Source organism: Alkalihalobacillus bogoriensis ATCC BAA-922, from assembly GCF_000621445.1.
Classification (GTDB): Bacteria; Bacillota; Bacilli; order Bacillales; family Bacillaceae_F; genus Bacillus_AO; species Bacillus_AO bogoriense.
Map to the genome: position 1 here is coordinate 39,486 of NZ_JHYI01000015.1, position 21,290 is coordinate 60,775.

At 38.2% G+C, this 21,290-nt stretch carries 17 protein-coding genes; 16 read left to right on the top strand and 1 reads right to left on the bottom strand.

Features of this window, described 5'->3' with window-relative positions:
• The first annotated feature begins 111 nt into the window (after positions 1 to 111).
• The 9 genes from T323_RS0107770 to pyrG all read left to right on the top strand — a co-directional run bounded on the left by T323_RS0107770 (position 112) and on the right by pyrG (position 13,416).
• On the top strand, positions 112 to 2,214 hold the full coding sequence (locus T323_RS0107770) for a (Fe-S)-binding protein (RefSeq protein ID WP_026672764.1): 2,103 nt from the start codon (positions 112 to 114) through the stop codon (positions 2,212 to 2,214).
• A 177-nt stretch (positions 2,215 to 2,391) separates the two neighbouring features.
• Positions 2,392 to 3,576 (top strand): acetyl-CoA C-acetyltransferase, encoded by a 1,185-nt coding sequence (locus tag T323_RS0107775; protein WP_026672765.1) that lies wholly within the window; start codon positions 2,392 to 2,394, stop codon positions 3,574 to 3,576.
• A gap of 13 nt (positions 3,577 to 3,589) precedes the next feature.
• Positions 3,590 to 4,441 carry a 3-hydroxybutyryl-CoA dehydrogenase gene (locus T323_RS0107780; protein ID WP_026672766.1) on the top strand — a complete coding sequence of 284 codons (852 nt, stop codon included), beginning with the start codon at positions 3,590 to 3,592 and terminating at the stop codon, positions 4,439 to 4,441.
• A gap of 20 nt (positions 4,442 to 4,461) precedes the next feature.
• A complete protein-coding gene (locus T323_RS0107785) occupies positions 4,462 to 5,601 on the top strand; it encodes an acyl-CoA dehydrogenase (protein ID WP_026672767.1) in 1,140 nt (379 codons plus the stop codon).
• A 13-nt stretch (positions 5,602 to 5,614) separates the two neighbouring features.
• A complete protein-coding gene (locus tag T323_RS0107790) occupies positions 5,615 to 6,757 on the top strand; it encodes an acyl-CoA dehydrogenase (protein WP_026672768.1) in 1,143 nt (380 codons plus the stop codon).
• 161 nt (positions 6,758 to 6,918) lie between these two features.
• A complete protein-coding gene (locus tag T323_RS0107795) occupies positions 6,919 to 7,539 on the top strand; it encodes a TetR/AcrR family transcriptional regulator (protein ID WP_026672769.1) in 621 nt (206 codons plus the stop codon).
• Positions 7,540 to 7,633: 94 nt separating this feature from the next.
• Positions 7,634 to 10,897: a fused isobutyryl-CoA mutase/GTPase IcmF gene (gene icmF, locus T323_RS0107800; RefSeq protein ID WP_026672770.1), complete on the top strand. Its 3,264-nt coding sequence runs from the start codon at positions 7,634 to 7,636 to the stop codon at positions 10,895 to 10,897.
• A 138-nt stretch (positions 10,898 to 11,035) separates the two neighbouring features.
• The gene (gene rpoE, locus T323_RS0107810; RefSeq protein ID WP_308417645.1) at positions 11,036 to 11,557 is read left to right on the top strand and encodes a DNA-directed RNA polymerase subunit delta; all 522 of its coding nucleotides are present in this window, start codon (positions 11,036 to 11,038) and stop codon (positions 11,555 to 11,557) included.
• 254 nt (positions 11,558 to 11,811) lie between these two features.
• A complete protein-coding gene (pyrG, locus tag T323_RS0107815; protein ID WP_026672772.1) occupies positions 11,812 to 13,416 on the top strand; it encodes a CTP synthase in 1,605 nt (534 codons plus the stop codon).
• A 449-nt stretch (positions 13,417 to 13,865) separates the two neighbouring features.
• Here the strand turns inward: pyrG and T323_RS0107820 are convergent, their stop codons facing one another.
• Positions 13,866 to 14,378: a DUF2529 family protein gene (locus tag T323_RS0107820; protein ID WP_026672773.1), complete on the bottom strand. Its 513-nt coding sequence runs from the start codon at positions 14,376 to 14,378 to the stop codon at positions 13,866 to 13,868.
• A 183-nt stretch (positions 14,379 to 14,561) separates the two neighbouring features.
• Between T323_RS0107820 and T323_RS0107825 the strand changes: the two genes are divergently transcribed.
• From T323_RS0107825 to T323_RS0107855, 7 genes are all read left to right on the top strand, one after another.
• Positions 14,562 to 14,927: a response regulator gene (locus T323_RS0107825; protein ID WP_035178140.1), complete on the top strand. Its 366-nt coding sequence runs from the start codon at positions 14,562 to 14,564 to the stop codon at positions 14,925 to 14,927.
• Positions 14,928 to 15,170: 243 nt separating this feature from the next.
• Positions 15,171 to 16,034 (top strand): class II fructose-bisphosphate aldolase, encoded by an 864-nt coding sequence (locus T323_RS0107830; protein ID WP_026672775.1) that lies wholly within the window; start codon positions 15,171 to 15,173, stop codon positions 16,032 to 16,034.
• 86 nt (positions 16,035 to 16,120) lie between these two features.
• Positions 16,121 to 16,762 (top strand): fructose-6-phosphate aldolase, encoded by a 642-nt coding sequence (gene fsa, locus T323_RS0107835; RefSeq protein WP_026672776.1) that lies wholly within the window; start codon positions 16,121 to 16,123, stop codon positions 16,760 to 16,762.
• 234 nt (positions 16,763 to 16,996) lie between these two features.
• Positions 16,997 to 18,283 (top strand): UDP-N-acetylglucosamine 1-carboxyvinyltransferase, encoded by a 1,287-nt coding sequence (murA, locus tag T323_RS0107840; RefSeq protein ID WP_026672777.1) that lies wholly within the window; start codon positions 16,997 to 16,999, stop codon positions 18,281 to 18,283.
• Between the two features lie 22 nt (positions 18,284 to 18,305).
• Complete coding sequence (gene glpX / locus T323_RS0107845; RefSeq protein ID WP_026672778.1) at positions 18,306 to 19,271, top strand: class II fructose-bisphosphatase; 966 nt, start codon at positions 18,306 to 18,308, stop codon at positions 19,269 to 19,271.
• 321 nt (positions 19,272 to 19,592) lie between these two features.
• A complete protein-coding gene (rho, locus tag T323_RS0107850; RefSeq protein WP_026672779.1) occupies positions 19,593 to 20,861 on the top strand; it encodes a transcription termination factor Rho in 1,269 nt (422 codons plus the stop codon).
• 105 nt (positions 20,862 to 20,966) lie between these two features.
• Positions 20,967 to 21,212, top strand: a complete 246-nt coding sequence (locus T323_RS0107855; protein WP_026672780.1) for a type B 50S ribosomal protein L31 — start codon at positions 20,967 to 20,969, stop codon at positions 21,210 to 21,212.
• Positions 21,213 to 21,290 lie beyond the last annotated feature (78 nt).

The window sequence follows — 21,290 nt, forward strand, 5'->3', positions numbered from 1 at the left end:
GATGACAACCTAAAAATAAAATATTTTCTGATAATGCATTTCTAGAGGAGAGAATGTGTTTGCCTCAAAGAAATTCACAAAAAGGATAAGGATGAAAGGGGATGCTTATAAATGGAAGCGCTTAGATGGATTAACCTCATTGCTTTTTTAGCAATTACAGGCTATGCAGTATACTTGTTTGTAACTTTAGTTATGACTCGTTATACGTACATCAAATTAGGGAAAAAGGTAGAATTTGATCACTCACTAAAAGAGCGGTTGAACGCGGTATTAGTTAATGTATTTGGGCAAAAGAAATTATTAAAAGATAAAAAAAGTGGGATCATCCATTTAATGTTTTTCTACGGATTTTTACTTGTTCAGTTTAGTGCGATTGATGTCATTTGGAAAGGGTTAGCTACTGGCTCTCATTTACCATTTGGACCTCTTTATCCGTACTTTACATTTTTCCAAGAACTTGTAGTTATCATGATTTTAATCGCCGTTGTTTGGGCATTTTACCGTCGTTATGTTGAAAAACTTGTTCGATTAAAACGAGGATGGAAAGCTGGACTTGTGCTAGTGTTCATTGGCGGTTTAATGGTATCGAAACTTGGTGCAAAAGGAATGGAAAAAATCTGGCTAGATAAATCTTTAACAGGATTTGAGCCGATTGCTTCTAGTATTGCATGGCTTGCGTCCGGTATTGGACCGACTGCAGCAGCGGTATTATTTTATGTGTTCTGGTGGATGCATTTATTATTCTTATTAACGTTTTTAGTTTATGTTCCACAATCTAAGCATGCGCATTTAATTGCTGGACCATACAATGTATTTTTAGGTCGTACACATGAAGTGGGTCGTCTTTCTTCTATTAATTTTGAGGATGAGTCACAAGAAGTGTTTGGGGTAGGTAAAGTAGAAGATTTCAATCAAAAACAACTCGTTGATTTATATGCCTGTGTGGAATGCGGACGCTGTACAAATATGTGTCCAGCTACAGGAACAGGAAAAATGTTATCACCGATGGACCTTATTATAAAAATCCGTGATCATTTAACTGAAAAAGGGGCAGCTGTTACATCGCGTCAAGCATGGATGCCTGCATACGCCTTTTCGAATACGAAAGCGAACCAGCTAGCAATGCAATCAGGAGGCAACCAAGAAGTGGCTGCAGGATATGATGTAAGCTTAATTGGAGATGTTATTACAGAAGAAGAAATTTGGGCCTGTACGACGTGCCGTAACTGTGAAGACCAATGTCCAGTTATGAACGAGCATGTAGATAAAATTATCGATATGAGAAGATATCTTGTGTTAACAGAAGGAAAAATGGACGCAGATGCACAGCGTGCCATTACAAATATCGAGCGTCAAGGTAACCCTTGGGGAATTAACCGTAAAGAACGTGAAAACTGGCGCGATGGCCGTGAAGATATTGTTGTACCAACAGTTAAAGAGCTTGAGAAAAAAGGAGAAGAATTTGAATATTTATTCTTCGTTGGTTCAATGGGTTCTTACGACAAGCGTAGCCAAAAAATTGCTCAATCATTTGCGAAAGTGTTAAATGAAGCAGGCGTGAAATTTGCGATTATTGGAAGCAAAGAGAAAAACTCAGGCGACACACCACGTCGTATTGGAAACGAGTTTTTATTCCAAGAGTTAGCAACAGCAAATATCGAATTGTTCCAAAAACACAATGTAAAGAAAATCGTGACAATTGACCCGCATGCATACAACACTTTTAAAAATGAATATCCTGAGTTTGGTTTAGAAGGAGTAGAAGTTTACCATCATACTGAATTGTTGTTTAAATTAATTCAAGAAGGTAAAATTACACCGAAGTATGAAGTGAATGAAACAATCGTTTATCATGATTCCTGTTATTTAGGTCGCTACAACGATGTTTATGATGCTCCACGTGAAATTTTAAAAGCAATTCCAGGAGTGACACTCGTAGAAATGGAACGTAATCGTGAAAAAGGAATGTGCTGTGGAGCCGGTGGTGGCTTAATGTGGATGGAAGAAGATGCAGGAGAACGTGTGAACGTTGCCCGAACAGAGCAAGCGTTAGAAGTCAATCCGAGCGTCATTGGAAGCGGATGTCCATATTGCTTAACGATGTTAAGTGATGGAACAAAAGCAAAAGAGGTTGAAGAAAACGTACAAACGCTTGACCTTGTTGAAATTTTAGAAAAATCTTTAGTTCAACAGGAAAAGGAGCTTGTACACTAGAATATAATGTATTCGACACCATGAAGAGTTCAGAGCAATTGCTACTGAACTCTTCATACATACTAGACAAATGTTAAAAATCAGGTACACTTATTGTAAGCGTATTCAAAAAAGAGCAGCTTTTCAAGATGAAAACTGAGCGACCGTTCGGTCTATTCAAGGAAGGTGGGAAAAATGTTGCAGAAAACAGTCATTATTGAAGGGGCAAGGACGCCTTTTGGTAAGTTTGGTGGGGGATTACAATCAAAGACGGCTTCACAATTAGGTGGTCATGCTATTAAAGCCGCATTACAAAGAGCGAACTTAGATGGAACTCAAGTAGATTATTTAATAATGGGAAATGTCTTGCAGGCAGGTCAAGGCCAAATTCCGTCCAGACAAGCAGGCTATTATGCAGATTTACCATGGGACGTTGAAACAGAAACGATTAATAAAGTTTGTGCGAGCGGAATAAGAAGTGTAACAATCGCAGACCAAATGATTCGTCTTGGTGATGCAAAGGTCATTGTTGCAGGTGGAATGGAATCGATGAGTAATGCTCCTTACTTTTTAGAGCAAGCTCGATTTGGATTGAGAATGGGAAATGGTGTAATCAAAGATGCGATGACTCATGATGGTCTAACATGCTCATTTACAAATCAACATATGGGTATTTACGGAAATGATGTAGCAAAAGAATTAAACATCAGTCGTGATAAACAAGATGAATGGGCATTACAAAGTCATAAACGAGCAATAGATGCGATTGAAAATGGGAGATTACTTGAAGAAATTGAACCGGTTGAAATTACCGACCGAAAAGGAAATATTACGACCATTGCTCAAGATGAAGCTCCACGCTCTGATACAACGGTAGAAAGATTAGCGAAATTATCTTCTGTTTTTTCAAAAGAAGGAACGATTACAGCGGGAAATGCTCCTGGTGTAAATGATGGAGCGTGTGCCCTTGTATTAACTTCAGAAGAAAATTCAATAGAAAGAGGATTAAAGCCATTAGCAACGATAGTAGCTCACACATCACTAGCAATCGAGCCTAAAGACTTTCCGAAAACTCCTGGGCTTGTTATTAATAAGCTTCTTGAAAAAACGAATAAAACAGTCGAAGACATTGAGTTATTTGAAATAAATGAAGCGTTTGCCGCAGTAGCTCTAGCAAGTCAATCACTTGCAAACCTACCGTCAGAGAAAATCAATGTAAATGGAGGAGCTGTTGCTCTAGGACACCCGATTGGTGCTAGTGGAACAAGAATCATTTTAACTTTAGCATATGAATTAAGACGAAGAGGCGGCGGTATTGGGATTGCTGCAATTTGTAGTGGTGGCGGTCAAGGTGATGCAGTCATGATACAAGTGGAGAAATAAGGAGGATGAAAAAATGGAGATAAAAACAGTGATGGTTGTCGGAGCTGGACAAATGGGCTCTGGAATTGCTCAAGTTCATGCTCAAGCTGGCTTTTACGTTATTTTACTTGATGTGAATGAACAGGCCGTAACAAAAGGGATAGCTGGAATTGAGAAAAACCTACAAAGACAAGTGGACAAAGGACGCTTAGAAGAAGAGGGTAAGACAAAAATTTTAAGTCGAATTGAAAGATCAATAGACATCACAAACGCGAAAAAAGCTGATTTAATTATTGAAGCAGCGGTTGAAAACATGGAAATCAAAACGAAAATTTTCACGCAATTAGATGAACAAGCACCGAGCCATGCCATCTTAGCAACAAACACGTCATCATTGCCTATTACGGAAATTGCTGCAGCAACAAAACGACCAGAACAAGTCATTGGGATGCACTTTATGAATCCTGTTCCTGTTATGAAGCTCGTCGAAATTATTCGTGGGTTGCAAACGAGTGATGTAGTATATGAAGCGATTTCTGCTGTTTCTGAAACGTTAGGAAAAACAGCTGTGGAAGTTAATGATTTCCCTGGGTTTGTTTCAAATCGGATTTTAATGCCTATGATCAATGAAGCGATTTATACCGTTTATGAAGGAGTTGCAACGAAAGAAGCGGTTGATGAAGTGATGAAGTTAGGGATGAACCATCCAATGGGACCACTTACATTAGCAGACTTTATCGGTCTTGATACGTGTCTTTATATTATGGAAACACTTCATGAAGGGTTTGGAGATGACAAATACAGACCTTGTCCACTGTTAAGAAAGTATGTTAAAGCAGGTTGGCTTGGAAAGAAAACAGGACGAGGATTTTACGAATATAACTAACAAGATTGGGCGTGAGAAAAATGAATCTTCTTTTTACAGAAGAACAGGTCATGATGCAAAAGATGGTTCAAAGCTTTGCTAGAGATAAAGTCGCTCCCTTTATAGAGAAAATGGAGGAATCTGATGTTTTTCCAAAAGAGATAATTAGAGAAATGGGAGAACTAGGCTTAATGGGAATTCCTATATCAGAACAATACAATGGTTCTGGTATGGACTTCATTTCCTATATTTTAGCGATTCATGAATTATCGAAAGTAAGTGCAACAGTCGGTGTCATTCTTTCGGTGCATACTTCAGTAGGCACAAACCCAATTTTATATTTCGGTACCGAAGAGCAGAAACAAAAGTATGTGACGAAACTCGCGAGTGGTGAATATTTAGGAGCTTTTGGATTAACAGAACCGAATGCTGGTTCGGATGCTGCGGGATTAAAGACAACTGCCGTATTACATGGTGACCACTATCGAATAAACGGAACAAAAGCGTTTATTACAAATGGTGGGGAAGCGGATACGTATATTGTTTTTGCAAAAACCGATGTAAATGCGGGTGCTAAAGGAGTTACAGCTTTTATTGTCGATAAACATACTGAAGGCTTTAGCGTCGGAAAAAAAGAACGAAAAATGGGGTTACACGGTTCAAATACGACACAGTTATTATTTGAAGATGCGAAAGTCCCAGTTGAAAACCGCCTAGGAGAAGAAGGGGAAGGTTTTAAAATTGCGATGGCTAATTTGGAGGTCGGTCGTATTGGGATTGCGGCTCAAGCATTAGGTATTGCCGAAGCGGCTCTAGAAGCAGCCACAAACTATGCAAAAGAACGAAAACAATTTGGTCGCTCCATTGCAAGTCAACAAGGCATTGCATTTAAGCTAGCTAATATGGCGACTGCTATTGAAGCAGCAAAACTATTAACCTATCGGGCGGCATCTTTACGTCAACAAGGAAAGTCTTGTAAACAAGAGGCAGCGATGGCGAAATTATATGCATCAAAAACTGCGATGGATGTAGCAACAGAGGCGGTTCAAATCTATGGTGGATACGGGTATACAAAAGATTATCCTGTTGAACGCTTTTTCCGAGATGCAAAAGTAACCGAGATTTACGAAGGAACGAGTGAAATTCAAAAGCTAGTGATTATGAAAACATTACAAGAATAGTGGGGGAACAATTATGAACTTTCAATTAACAGAAGAACAAGAAATGATTAGAAAAATGGTCAGAGATTTTGCTAAAAATGAAGTAGAACCAACAGCAGAAGAACGAGATGAAGAAGAACGTTTTGACCGTGAAATTTTTGATAAGATGGCAGAACTTGGTTTAACAGGAATTCCGTGGCCAGAAGAATATGGTGGGATTGGTGCTGATTATTTAAGTTATGTCATCGCAGTGGAAGAGCTATCACGAGTATGTGCATCGATAGGGGTAACATTATCTGCTCATATTTCATTAGCAAGCTGGCCTTTATATAAATTTGGAACAGAAGAACAAAAGCAAACGTATTTACGTGCATTAGCGGAAGGACGCAAAATTGGAGCGTATGGACTGACAGAACCAGGTTCAGGGTCTGATGCAGCAAGCATGAAAACAACTGCGAAGCTAGACGGTGACGACTATATTTTAAATGGTTCGAAAATCTTTATTACAAATGGTGGCATTGCGGATATTTATATTGTCTTTGCCGTAACGAACCCAGAGTTAAAGCATAAAGGTGTTACAGCGTTTATTGTGGAAAGTGATATGCCTGGCTTCTCTGTAGGAAAAAAAGAAAAGAAACTAGGAATTCGCTCGTCTCCAACAACGGAAATTATTTTTGAAGATGTTCGCGTTCCAAAAGATAACATGCTAGGAAAAGAAGGAGAAGGCTTTAAAATCGCGATGATGACACTTGATGGTGGACGTAATGGAATCGCGGCACAAGCGGTTGGAATTGCGCAAGGAGCGTTAGATGCTTCGGTTCAATATGCAAAAGAGAGAAAGCAATTTGGAAAATCAATCGGACAACAACAAGGAATTGGCTTTAAGCTAGCAGATATGGCTACAAAAATTGAAGCTTCAAGACTATTAACATATCAAGCAGCATGGAGAGAAAGTGAAGGCCTCTCATATGGGAAAGAATCAGCTATGTCAAAGCTTCTTGCAGGTGATACAGCGATGGAAGTAACAGTGGAAGCAGTTCAAGTGTTTGGTGGATATGGCTATACAAAAGATTATCCAGTTGAACGGTATATGCGCGATGCAAAAATCACCCAAATTTACGAAGGAACAAATGAAATTCAACGTCTCGTTATTGCAAAAATGTTATTAGCTGACTAAAAAATTCATTCACGATTTTCATATGTTCAGTTACAATAGAGAATTAAGGTGAGGTCAAACTTGCTTTGTTCACGTAATGGCATAGAGGAGAGTCTTTCTCCTCTTTTTAGCCACGTGATTAGAAATGAATCTATTGACAAGAAAGTGAGGAATTTTCGTTGATTCAAAAGAAAAAAGTTCCTTCTATGGTGAAAGACGAGCAATTAATTAAAAAACGCCGGGAACAAATGATTAAAGGGGCCGTTTCTCTTTTTACAGAAAAAGGATTTCATCGAACGACAACAAGAGAAATTGCTAAACAATCAGGTTTTAGTATCGGAACATTATATGAATACATCGGTGCAAAAGAAGATGTATTATACCTTGTTTGTGATGCAATTTATGAAGAAGTACGAGACAGACTAAAGCAATATTTAGGCACAAATACATCAGGAGTGGAACGCTTAAAAGAAGCTGTTGCTGCTTATTTTAAAGTCATTGACGAAATGGAAGATGAAGTTCTTGTCATGTACCAAGAAACAAAATCTTTGCCTAAAGAAGCATTAAAATATGTGCTTCAAAAAGAAATGGAAATGAATGATATGATTGAACAAATCGTTCGTGATTGTGTGGAAGAAGATGCAATTGCATTAACGAATGAAGAAATAAAAATGCTCGCTCATAATATATTAGTAAAAGGGCAAATGTGGACGTTTCGCCGTTGGGCATTGCAAAAAGAATTTACATTAGAGCAATATACACAATTACAACTTAAGTTTCTTCTAACTGGATTAAAGAGGTAAAAATAACCAATTTAAAGAATAGATAAGCTTTCAACCAAAAACTGAGCGGTCGTTCAGATTCTTGTCAATACGATTTAATAAAGGAGGAGTTAAGATGGATTTACATGATATCTACCGTCCGAAACACCCTGTTCGTTTTGTTACAGCAAGTAGTTTATTTGATGGTCATGATGCATCGATAAATATTATGAGGAGAATTTTGCAAGCGAGTGGAGCAGAGGTTATTCATTTAGGACATAATCGCTCTGTTGAAGAAGTTGTAAGCGCTGCCATACAAGAGGATGTTCAAGGCATTGCGATTTCATCTTATCAAGGAGGTCATGTCGAATATTTTAAATATATGTATGACCTACTTCATGAAAAAGGAGCAGGTCATATTCGTCTATATGGTGGTGGAGGTGGTGTCATTATCCCTGCCGAAATTAAAGAGCTACATGAGTATGGAATTGCACGTATTTTTTCTCCTGAAGACGGACGACAATATGGGCTTCAAGGCATGATTAATCAAATGTTGCAAGAATGTGATGTTCCAACAGTAAAAAGTGTAACAACAGAAATGGAAGAAGCGAAAGAACAAAAGACAAGAGCGATTGCAAGGTTAATTTCGTTAGCCGAGCAACAAGTCGCCACTCATATAGAACAAGTAGAAAATGCAAATGATGTGTTACAAAAGATAGCCGAATATGCAAAGGACGTCCCTGTCCTAGGGATTACAGGAACAGGAGGAGCAGGAAAAAGTTCATTAACGGATGAGCTTGTTCGGAGATTCTTAATGCAGTTTGAGAATAAATCGGTTGCGATCTTGTCGATAGACCCGACTAAACAAAAAACCGGGGGAGCGTTACTAGGAGACCGGATTCGAATGAATGCAATTCATCATCCACGTGTTTTTATGAGAAGTTTAGCAACAAGAGGATCAAAAACAGAGATTTCAGCAAGTATAAAAGATGCGATCCAAATTGTAAAAGCAGCCGGCTTTGATTTGGTCATTGTTGAAACGAGTGGGATTGGCCAAGGTGATGCTGAAATTACAGAAGTATCGGACGTGTCTATGTATGTCATGACGAGTGAGTACGGAGCCCCAACTCAACTAGAAAAAATTGATATGATTGATTACGCAGATTTAATCGTCATTAATAAGTTTGAACGGAAAGGGTCTGAAGATGCCCTTCAGCATGTAAGAAAACAATATCAACGAAGTCATATGTTATTTACAGAACCATTAGAGTCGATGCCTGTGTATGGTACGATCGCCAGCCAATTTAATGACAGTGGAACAAATCGATTGTTTCATGCATTAATTAAAACTTTGAATGACAAGTGTGGTGTGGAATGGGAAGTTGAAAAACCTAGTGATGAAACGGTCACTGTCCAAAATCTCATTATTCCGCCGGATCGGACACACTATTTAAGAGAAATTGCTCAAACGATTAAAGACTATAAAAAATATACAGATGAAGAAGCAACAAAAGCCAGAAAATTATTTCAAGTAACGGGAACAATCGAGGTGTTACAGCAAGGGGTTGAAACGGAAGCCAATGTACTAGAGCAACTTGAAAAAACAAAGCAATATATAGAATCAACTCTTCATCCGGAAACAAAGAAAATGTTAGACCAATGGGAAACCGTGAAAGAAAAATATTCGCAAACATCATTTACAACCAAAATTAGAGATAAAGAAATCGTAACAGAGCTTGTAACGGAAAGTTTGTCTGGATTAAAGATTCCAAAAGTAGTGCTACCGAAGTATTCAGACTGGGGTGATATCGTCCGTTGGTCCTATGAAGAAAATGTACCTGGTGTGTTTCCATATACTGCTGGTGTTTTTCCGTTTAAACGCAAAGGTGAAGATCCGAAACGTCAGTTTGCAGGGGAAGGGACACCAGAACGGACAAACCGTCGATTCCACTATTTATCAAAGGATGATGAAGCAAAGCGCTTAAGTACAGCATTCGATTCAGTAACGCTATACGGAGAAGATCCAGATTATCGTCCAGATATTTACGGAAAAATTGGAGAAAGTGGCGTAAGCATTTGTACGTTAGATGATATGAAAAAATTATACGCCGGGTTTGACCTTTGCGCCCCTTCAACTTCGGTATCGATGACAATTAATGGTCCAGCTCCAATCATTCTAGCGATGTTTATGAATACTGCCATTGAACAACAAGTCGAATTTTTCAAAGAGAAGACAGGGAAGGAGCCAACGACAGAAGAGTATGAACAAATTAAACAAAAAACATTGGCTTCTGTCCGGGGAACGGTTCAAGCAGATATTTTAAAAGAAGATCAAGGACAAAACACATGTATTTTTTCAACAGAGTTTGCGCTTCGGATGATGGGTGATATTCAACAATATTTCATTGACCATTCGGTAAGAAATTATTATTCCGTTTCAATATCTGGCTATCATATTGCAGAAGCAGGTGCAAATCCAATCAGCCAACTTGCGTTTACATTAGCAAATGGCTTTACGTATATTGAATATTATTTAAGCCGAGGCATGGATATCGACGCTTTTGCACCTAATCTGTCTTTCTTCTTTAGTAATGGCTTAGACCCAGAATACACTGTTATTGGAAGAGTAGCACGTCGAATTTGGTCTACGGTGTTACGTAATAAGTATGGGGCTAATGAGCGCAGTCAAAAGTTGAAATATCATATTCAAACTTCTGGGCGGTCTCTTCATGCTCAAGAAATTGATTTTAACGATATTCGTACGACCCTTCAAGCATTAATGGCTATTTACGATAACTGTAATTCCTTGCATACAAATGCGTATGATGAAGCAATAACAACACCGACAGAAGAATCGGTACGTCGTGCGATGGCGATTCAAATGATTATTACGAAAGAATTAGGGTTAGCTAAAAATGAAAACTCGTTGCAAGGCTCATTTATTATTGAAGAGTTAACGGCATTAGTAGAACATGCGGTGTTAGAAGAGCTTGAGCGAATTAATGACCGTGGTGGCGTCCTCGGGGCAATGGAAACCCAATATCAACGAGGAAAAATTCAAGAAGAATCGATGCATTATGAAATGAAAAAGCATAGTGGAGAACTTCCGATCATTGGTGTGAATACGTATATTAATCCAAATGTCAAAGAAGATGAGGAATTTACAATTGAGCTAGCTCGAGCAACAAAAGAGGAAAAAGAACAACAAATTAAACACCTTCGCGCTTTTCAAGAACGACATAAAGATGTGGCACAACAAGCATTACAGCAGTTACAACAAACCGCTTTGTCAGGTGGTAATGTTTTTGCTGAATTGATGGAAACTGTTAAGGTAGCAAGCCTTGGACAAATTACTGCTGCTTTGTATGAAGTCGGTGGTCAATATCGTCGGAATATGTAAGAAGGAATATTTAAGAGAAAGAACGAATGATATTAGATGAAATTCTGAACAATTCTGGCATAATTGAGAGAAATATGTTTATAATGAAAAGTATGATTTTAGACAAACAGCGGACGATTGTGAAAGGAAGTGCGTGAAGTGATTAGTATTAAAAATCTTAATAAAGAAGAGTTAGCAGAAACATCAATGGTTGAAATTGCATATGCGGTTATGAAAGAAAATAAAAACCCTTTCACCTACCATGATTTATTAAAGCAAGTTGCGGACATTAAAGGTATGACAGAAGAAGAAGTAAACAGACGTATCTCTTCTCTGTATACTGACTTGAATATAGACGGTCGTTTTATTTGTGTTGGTGAAAACACATGGGGTCTTAGAAGCTGGTATCCAGTTGAAAAGATGGAGGAAGACTTTACAGTGGTACCGAAAACTCGTAAAAAAGCAAAAGCGAAAGCAGCAGATGAGTTTGAGGATGAGGAAGAATTTGAAGACTACGAAGATGAGTTCGAAGATTTAGAAGATGAACTCGATGAAATCTCCGGTGAAGAGGATCAAGAAGAGTTTGAAGAAGACTTAGACGGATTTGATGATAGTGAAGAAGACACCGAAGAGGATGATTTAGAAGACGAAGAAGAATTTGAAGAAGAGGATGATTTATAAACCTTCATATTGACTTTTGATGTCGAAATAGGTAAAATCATTTTTGGGCTTCTTTAAAAAATGCCAACAACAGATAACGTACAAGCAAAAGTGCGCCCCCTATTTAGGGAGTGGTGTCGCTTTTGCTTTTGTTTTTTTAATCGTCCAATTGTACATGCACCCATATGACGAGGGTATACTATAAACCATACATATTTGGTCGTTGCATGGAATGCGGAAAGAGATAAAATTAATGGATAAAAGGGGTAGATGAGATGACAACGAAGTATATTTTCGTGACAGGAGGAGTAGTGTCTTCCTTAGGTAAAGGGATAGTAGCTGCCTCACTTGGACGCTTGTTAAAAAACAGTGGGCTAAAAGTGACAATCCAAAAATTTGACCCATATATTAATGTGGACCCAGGAACGATGAGTCCCTATCAGCATGGAGAAGTGTTTGTAACAGATGATGGAGCAGAAACCGACTTGGACTTAGGTCACTATGAGCGTTTTATCGATATTAATTTAAGTCAAAATAGCAATGTAACAACAGGAAAAATCTACTCAACCGTTATTAAAAAAGAACGTCGTGGTGACTATTTAGGTGGTACAGTCCAAGTTATTCCACACGTCACAAACGAAATTAAAGAACGTGTTTTCCGTGCAGGTAGAGAAACAAATGCAGATGTTGTCATTACTGAAATCGGTGGGACAGTTGGAGATATTGAAAGTTTGCCATTTCTTGAAGCGATTCGCCAAATTAAAAGCGATATCGGTGTAAATAATGTAATGTATATCCATTGTACCCTGATTCCTTATTTATCAGCTGCTGGTGAAATGAAATCAAAACCAACACAACATAGTGTAAAAGAGCTACGTAGTCTTGGAATTCAGCCAAATGTCATTGTTGTCCGAACAGAAAAGCCAGTACCACAAGACATGAAAGAAAAAATTGCTTTGTTCTGTGACATTAACAAAAACGCCGTAATTGAGTGTCGTGATGCAGACACACTATATCAAGTGCCGTTAGACTTACAGGCACAAAAGCTAGATAGTATCGTTTGTGAATATTTAAATTTAAACTGCAGTGGTGCAGACATGGACGAGTGGATTTCTCTCGTTGATAAAGTGAAGAATCTTTCGGAAAAAGTTACGATTGGCTTAGTTGGAAAATATGTCGCATTACCTGATGCTTATTTATCAGTAGCTGAGGCACTTCGCCATGCAGGATATGCGTTTGATGCTGACATTGAAATTAAATGGATCAATTCTGAAGAAGTAACAAAAGCAAACGTTGAAGAAATGCTTCAAGATGTAGACGGCATACTTGTTCCAGGTGGATTTGGTGACCGTGGAATTGAAGGGAAAATACATGCGATTCAATATGCTCGTGAACAAAAAATACCGTTTTTAGGAATCTGCCTTGGTATGCAATTAGCTTCCGTTGAGTTTGCTCGAAATGTATTAGGATTAGAAGGCGCGAATTCAGCAGAGCTTAATCCACAAACAAACTACCCAATTATTGATTTGCTACCAGAGCAAAAAGATGTTGAGGATATGGGAGGAACATTACGACTCGGTTTATACCCATGTAAATTACAAGCAGGGACGGTAGCTCATGAAGCATACAATGACCAAGTCATTTACGAGCGTCATCGTCATCGTTATGAATTTAACAATGAATATCGTCAACAAATGGAAGAAGCAGGATTCATCTTCTCTGGGACAAGCCCTGATGGCAGACTTGTAGAAATTATCGAAGTCGCTGACCATCCATATTTTGTGGCATCACAGTTCCACCCAGAGTTTGTCTCGAGACCAACAAGACCACAACCGTTATTCCGTGATTTCATTCAAGCTTCTTTAAAAGAACAAAAATAAAAAGAGAAGGGAGCGAAAAGAATATTCTTTTCGCTCCCTTTCGTATGTTGTCGTGCACTCTTTTGTAAGATAAGATATGAAAAATTTTGATAAGCAGTGAAGCTTTGAAAGCTATTTCAAGAAGAGCGAATGCTCCGCACTTCGCTTGAAAGAAAAGACGCTCCGCGTTTTTCTTAATTGAAATCTTCATTCTAACGGACATAGGTTCCGCTAATTGCTGAAAAAATGAAGTTTATTACAAGCTATCGGACATCTGTTCCGTTAAATCAGTAAAACTAGCAAGATTCTCTGTTGATTTGGGCAAATAGCGGAACGTATGTCCGATAACAAATGAAAACACCTTATATTTCATGAAATAGCGGAATATATGTCCGTTGTGAAGTTCAGCACCCCTCACCGAATCTGGGAGCGAACGATTTTCTACAATCTATTTGGCCATATTTATCCTTTTATTCTTCATACTCCGACAATATATCTGTTAATGCCAAAGATAATAGCTCAAACACATACAAACCAACACTAACAAAAGGTTGACCAATTCGTTCTCCCTCATCGGTTGGCACAAGCCCATGAACAAGAAACATATTAATAAAAAAGTCACATATCTGATCGATACCAGGATGGTCTTTGCCTGCGATTCCAATAACGGTAATATGACGTTCGAGTAAAGATTCAATCATAGCCATATCCCCAGCCGAACTATAAGAGGTAAAATAAACAACTCGGTCTGCCGGTGTAATAATAGCGATATTTTCTTTATCAAGAGCTTCCATTTGATTCGTTTTGTCAGCATGAACAATTGCAGAAGCAATCGGGGTCATTTCTTTGTCTGCAATAATATAAATCGTGCCTTCCCCAACAACGGCTTGGGCCAAAGCACGGCCACATTCTTCGATTGTTTCTTCTTGATCTTTGATTTGTTTTAATACGCCAATAAACTGAGTTTGGAAAATTTGTAACATAGCTTTACCTCTTTCTCTCATTTCTGTCGATTATACCGAGAAATTACTCGTCTGAAAAGGAATATAAAATTGGAAGAAAAAGCAGGAAAACTAAGGATAACATCGAATAGTGTTACGTGTGACGAAACAAGCTCATAGCCAAAATGGCCTATTATACACAAAAAATGGAAAAGAGGTTCTAACGTGAAAAAGATATTAGTAGTAGATGACCAGTATGGAATTCGTGTTTTATTAAATGAGATTTTGCAAAAAGATGGGTATAAAATGTTTCAAGCAGCAAATGGTGTACAAGCATTAACTATTGTAGAAAAGGAAGTACCTGATTTAGTCTTACTTGACATGAAAATTCCTGGTATGGATGGACTGGAAATTTTACGCAGAATAAAAGAAATTAAACCTGAAGTCCAAGTTATTATGATGACAGCTTACGGAGAATTAAATATGATCAATGAAGCAATGAACTTAGGAGCGATTACACATTTTGCGAAACCGTTTGATATAGACGATGTGAGAAAAGTCATAAAAGAAAATTTTGAAGTAACACAATAAGCAAAACAGAGAGATAGAAAGCGCTTGCACGTAAAAACATGAGAATTCATAGGATTTTCAAGTGTTTTTACGTTTCTTTGTGCTATAATGAACATGGTCATCAAAATGGGTAGAGTTGGAGAGATACATATCACAAAAGAAAAAAGGATATTTCCGTTTTTGTTAGGGAATCTTTTAAGTGAATGATACAATTTCCATTTATTGATGATAATATCTGTTATTTTTGTAAAAGGAGGAACAAAAATGCCTTTAGTTTCAATGAAAGAAATGTTACAAAAAGCAAAAGCAGAAGGTTATGCAGTGGGTCAATTTAACTTAAACAACCTTGAGTTTACACAAGCTATTCTTCAAGCAGCAGAGGAAGAGAAATCACCTGTAATTTGTGGTGTGTCAGAAGGTGCAGCACGTTATATGGGAGGATTTAAAACAGTTGTTGCAATCGTAAAAGCACTAATGGATGATTACAACATTACTGTTCCTGTTGCGATCCATTTAGACCATGGTTCAAGCTTTGAGAAATGTGTGGAAGCGATTCATGCTGGATTTACATCTGTCATGATTGATGGTTCTCACCACCCGCTTGAAGAAAATATCGCGATTACAAAGCAAGTTGTCGCTGTTGCTCATACACTTGGAGTATCAGTTGAGGCTGAACTTGGTCGTATCGGTGGACAAGAAGATGATTTAATCGTAGACGATGCAGATGCAGCCTATGCGATTCCATCTGAATGTGAGCAATTAGTTCGTGAAACAGGCGTAGATTGTTTTGCACCAGCACTTGGATCTGTTCATGGTCCTTACAAAGGTGAACCGAACTTAGGGTTTGACCGTATGAAAGAAATTGATGAGTTAGTAGGAATTCCATTAGTATTACACGGTGGAACAGGAATCCCAACAAAAGATATCCAGAAAGCCATTGAGTTTGGTCATGCAAAAATTAACGTTAACACTGAAAGCCAGATTTCTTCGGCAAAAGCAGTTCGTGAAACGTTAGCAGCAAAACCAAATGAATATGACCCACGTAAATACTTAGGACCAGCTCGTGATGCTATTAAAGAAACAGTAAAAGGCAAAATGCGTGAATTTGGTTCTTCTAACAAAGCGTAATAATAAGGGGAAAGGGTTAAAAGTCTAGTACTTTTAACTCTTCCTTTTGTAAAAAATTTGCTCATAATTAAGGAGAGGTGTACCTAATGAAATTTTTTATTGATACAGCCAATATTGATGAAATTCGTGAAGCAAATGAAATTGGAATTTTAGCTGGAGTGACGACAAACCCTTCATTAGTTGCAAAAGAAGAAGGCGTTGATTTTCATGAACGTTTGCGTGAAATTACAGCTATAGTAAAAGGGTCAGTAAGTGCCGAAGTGATTGCATTAGACGCAAAAGGAATGATTGAAGAAGGAAAACAACTAGCTTCAATCGCAGATAATATTACAGTGAAAGTTCCTTTAACAATTGAAGGATTGAAAGCGGTTCATTATTTTGCTGAACATGGCATTAAAACGAATGTAACGTTAGTATTTTCTGCTGTTCAAGCCTTATTAGCGGCTAGAGCTGGAGCTACATATGTATCACCGTTTTTAGGAAGATTGGATGATATCGGCCATAATGGACTCGACTTAATTTCAGATATCGCTGAAATTTTCAATGTTCATGAGATTCAAACAGAAATTATTGCTGCTTCGATTAGACACCCTCTCCATGTATTTGAGTCAGCTGCTCGCGGTGCCCATATTGCAACGATCCCATACAATGTCATTACACAGCTTGTGAAACATCCACTTACGGATCAAGGAATTGAAAAGTTTTTAGCAGATTGGAATAAAAAATAAGGACAAAATTCCATTTGCTTTGTGAAAGTTGTTTTCCTTTGGAAAGTTATCCCTTATAAGAGAATGATTTGAAAATGAAATTATTGAAAGAAAAACAATCTTAAAAAAACGTTCGAATAATGTTATACTTTCTACGTTCTATCATTTAAACTTTTATAATATTGGTTATAATGATGGATAACTATTCACATTTACATTACTTCTTGTGATGGAATGGAAGAGGAAGTGAGCAGAATGGAAAAATTATTAATAGAAGGCGGATACCCACTTGAGGGTACTGTACAAATTAGCGGTGCGAAAAATAGTGCAGTTGCTCTCATTCCTGCGGCTATATTAGCAGATTCAACAGTAACAATTGATAATTTACCGAGAATTTCTGATGTTCAATTATTAGGTGAACTTCTAACTGAAATTGGTGGAAAAGTAACACTAGACAATCAAGAAATGGTTATTGATCCAAGTGACATGATTGCAATGCCTCTTCCTAATGGTAGAGTAAAAAAATTGCGAGCATCTTATTATATGATGGGTGCTATGCTTGGGAAATTCAAAAAAGCCGTCATCGGGTTACCTGGCGGATGTAATTTAGGGCCAAGACCGATTGACCAACATATAAAAGGGTTTGAAGCATTAGGTGCTAAAGTAACAAATGAACAAGGTGCGATATACTTACGGGCAGACGAGCTTCGGGGTGCAAAAATATACTTAGACGTCGTAAGTGTTGGGGCAACGATTAACATTATGCTTGCTGCAGTAAAAGCAAAGGGAAGAACAATTATTGAAAATGCGGCAAAAGAGCCTGAAATCATTGATGTTGCAACGTTATTATCAAGCATGGGTGCAAAAATTAAAGGTGCGGGTACTAACGTCATTCGTATTGAAGGAGTAGAAACACTTCATGGATGTCGACATACGATTATCCCAGATCGAATCGAAGCGGGAACGTATATGATTATGGCAGCAGCGATTGGTCAAAAAATGATTATCGATAACGTCATACCGTACCATGTTGAGTCTCTAATTGCAAAGCTTCGCGAAATGGGTGTGAAAATCGAAGAGTATGATGACAAACTATTGATACATAACCAAGGCGACAAAACAGGGGTTGATATTAAAACACTTGTTTATCCCGGGTTTCCAACAGATTTGCAACAACCATTTTCAACATTACTAACACAATCCAAAGGGACGAGTATTGTGACCGATACGATTTATAATGCCCGTTTTAAACATATTGATGAATTAAGACGAATGGGTGCGAATGTTAAAGTTGAAGGGCGCTCTGCTATTATTTCTGGACCAACGAAGTTACAAGGGGCAAAAGTGAAAGCAAGTGACTTACGGGCAGGTGCGGCCTTAGTCATTGCTGGCTTGTTAGCAGAAGGTGTAACCGAAATCTCAGGCCTAGAGCATATTGACAGAGGTTATGAATCGCTAGAGAAAAAGCTGTTAGACTTAGGTGCAAAAGTTTGGAGAGAAAAATTAACGGACGAAGAAGTTGAATCTGTAAAAAGTTCGTAATGTAACGTAAGGGGGAAGAAAGATGGAACGAAGTCTATCAATGGAATTAGTCCGCGTAACAGAAGCTGCTGCATTAGCGTCTGCAAGATGGATGGGTAGAGGAAAAAAAGAAGAGGCTGATGAAGCAGCAACACAAGCGATGCGAGATGTATTTGATACAATTCCAATGAAAGGGACTGTCGTCATTGGTGAAGGAGAAATGGACGAGGCACCGATGTTATATATCGGGGAAAAGCTTGGAACAGGATATGGGCCACGTGTCGATGTCGCGGTTGACCCACTCGAAGGAACGAATATTGTTGCCTCAGGTCAATGGAATGCGCTTGCAGTAATTGCTGTAGCTGACCATGGTTGTTTACTTCATGCCCCTGATATGTATATGGAAAAAATTGCAGTAGGTCCAGAGTCTGTTGGGAAAGTTGATATCGATGCACCTGTTCTTGATAACTTAAAGGCTGTTGCAAAAGCAAAAAACAAAGATATTGAAGATGTCGTCGTTGCGATTTTAAATCGGCCACGTCATGAAAAAATGATTGAAGATATAAGACGAGCAGGAGCACGGATTAAATTAATTCCAGACGGTGATGTGGCGGCTGCGATTAATACAGCTTTTGAAGATACAGGTGTTGATATGCTTCTTGGCTCAGGAGGAGCTCCAGAAGGCGTTTTAGCAGCAGTTGGGTTAAAGTGCCTGGGTGGAGAGCTTATCGGCAAGCTGTTACCACAAGACGAAGCTGAGTTAGCTCGTTGTGTAAAGATGGGCATTACAGACCCTACAAAAGCATTACGAATGGACGATCTTGTCCGCGGCGATGATGCTATCTTTGCAGCAACAGGTGTGACAGATGGTGAGTTGTTAAAAGGAGTCCTTTACAAAGGAAGCCGAGCAACAACCCAATCTTTAGTTATGCGTGCAAAATCCGGTACAGTACGATTCGTAGATGGAAAACATAGTATGAATAAAAAACCGGATTTAGTTATCCGATAAAAGGGAAATGCTGGTAAACAATGGAGTTTATCAGCATTTCTTTTTAATTTTAAGACATTTTTATTGAATATAACAATTAAATATGGTTACAATAGAAACTGTTATTATATCTATAAATATAGTATTTCTTCCCTAAGTACTTCTTTTTATCCTTCAGCACTTGAGAAAGATCATCTACTTTTCCAAGACAATCTTCCGTTCCAACTCTTTTTCTTTTTAACCCAATTAGGAAACGTGAAAATGTGAATCGCTTTCATAATCAAAGTGTGTTCGGATAGAAAAATAATAATAGAAAAATTATGTGTAAAGAGTGGTGTCAAAATGGGTGTAAACATTGCAGAGTTAGAAAATATGAAGCTAAAAGAGCTTTATGAACTCGCACGAGAGTACAAAGTATCCTATTACAGTAAATTAAATAAAAAAGAGCTGATTTTTGCGATTTTAAAAGGACAAGCTGAGCAGGATGGCCTTATGTTCATGGAAGGTGTCCTAGAAATTATTCAATCTGAGGGGTTTGGTTTCCTACGACCAATTAACTATTTGCCAAGCTCTGAAGATATTTATATTTCAGCGTCACAAATTCGCCGTTTTGACTTGCGAAATGGGGACAAGGTTTCTGGGAAAGTTCGTCCTCCAAAAGAAAATGAACGCTATCATGGGTTATTACATGTCGAAGCAGTAAACGGGGAAGACCCAGATACGTCAAAAGAGCGACCACATTTTCCAGCGTTAACTCCATTATATCCAGAGGAGAAAATCCAGCTTGAAACAGCACCAAAACGAATTTCTTCACGAATCATTGACATGGTTTCCCCAGTTGGTTTTGGCCAGCGTGGATTAATTGTTGCTCCGCCAAAAGCAGGGAAAACGTCATTGTTAAAAGAAGTGGCAAATAGCATTGTGGAAAATCACCCACATGTGGAGTTAATCGTACTTCTCATTGATGAGCGTCCAGAGGAAGTCACAGACATCGAACGTTCAGTACCAGCTGAAGTAGTAAGTTCAACCTTTGATGAAGTTCCAGAAAATCATATTAAAGTAACAGAGCTCGTATTAGAGCGAGCGATGCGATTAGTTGAGCATAAAAAAGATGTTGTTATTTTAATGGATAGTATTACGAGATTAGCAAGAGCGTATAATCTCGTTATCCCTCCAAGTGGAAGAACATTATCAGGGGGGATTGACCCTGCTGCATTCCACCGTCCAAAACGTTTCTTTGGGGCAGCTCGTAACATTGAAGAGGGTGGAAGTTTAACGATTTTAGCAACTGCATTAGTCGAAACAGGTTCACGTATGGATGATGTCATATATGAAGAATTTAAAGGAACAGGGAATATGGAAGTTCATCTTGATCGTAAGCTAGCAGAACGCCGTATTTTCCCTGCTATTGATATTCGCCGCTCAAGTACAAGAAAAGAAGAACTATTGATTCCAAAAGAGCATCTTGATAAGTTGTGGGCGATCCGTAAATCGATGAACGATTCAGCTGAGTTTGTGGATCATTTTATTCGCAGAATTAAAGATACAAAAACAAATGAAGAATTTTTTGAATCGATTGAAAAAGATATGAATGGGCCAAAGCGAAAATAAATTCGATTTCCAGTTGCAAATTCATTCTCACCTTGGTATAATTTCGTCATGTGTGTTAGATAACTCTGTTTCGAATAGATTCAGGGCGGAAGGAGTTGAAAAGCAATGAAACAAGGAATTCACCCAGATTACAAAAAAGTTGTATTCATGGATACAAGTACTGGATTCAAGTTTCTAAGCGGTTCTACAAAATCTTCTAGCGAAACGATTGAATGGGAAGACGGTAACACGTATCCACTATTAAAAGTGGAAATTAGTTCTGACTCTCATCCATTCTATACTGGTAAGCAAAAGCTTACTGACGCTGGTGGACGAGTAGATAAGTTCAAGAAAAAGTACAACATGAAGTAAGATTATTTTTAAACATAACAGGCAGAGGATTTTCTTCTGCCTGTTTTTTGCGTGCTTCAAACGCGAGCCATTCTTTTT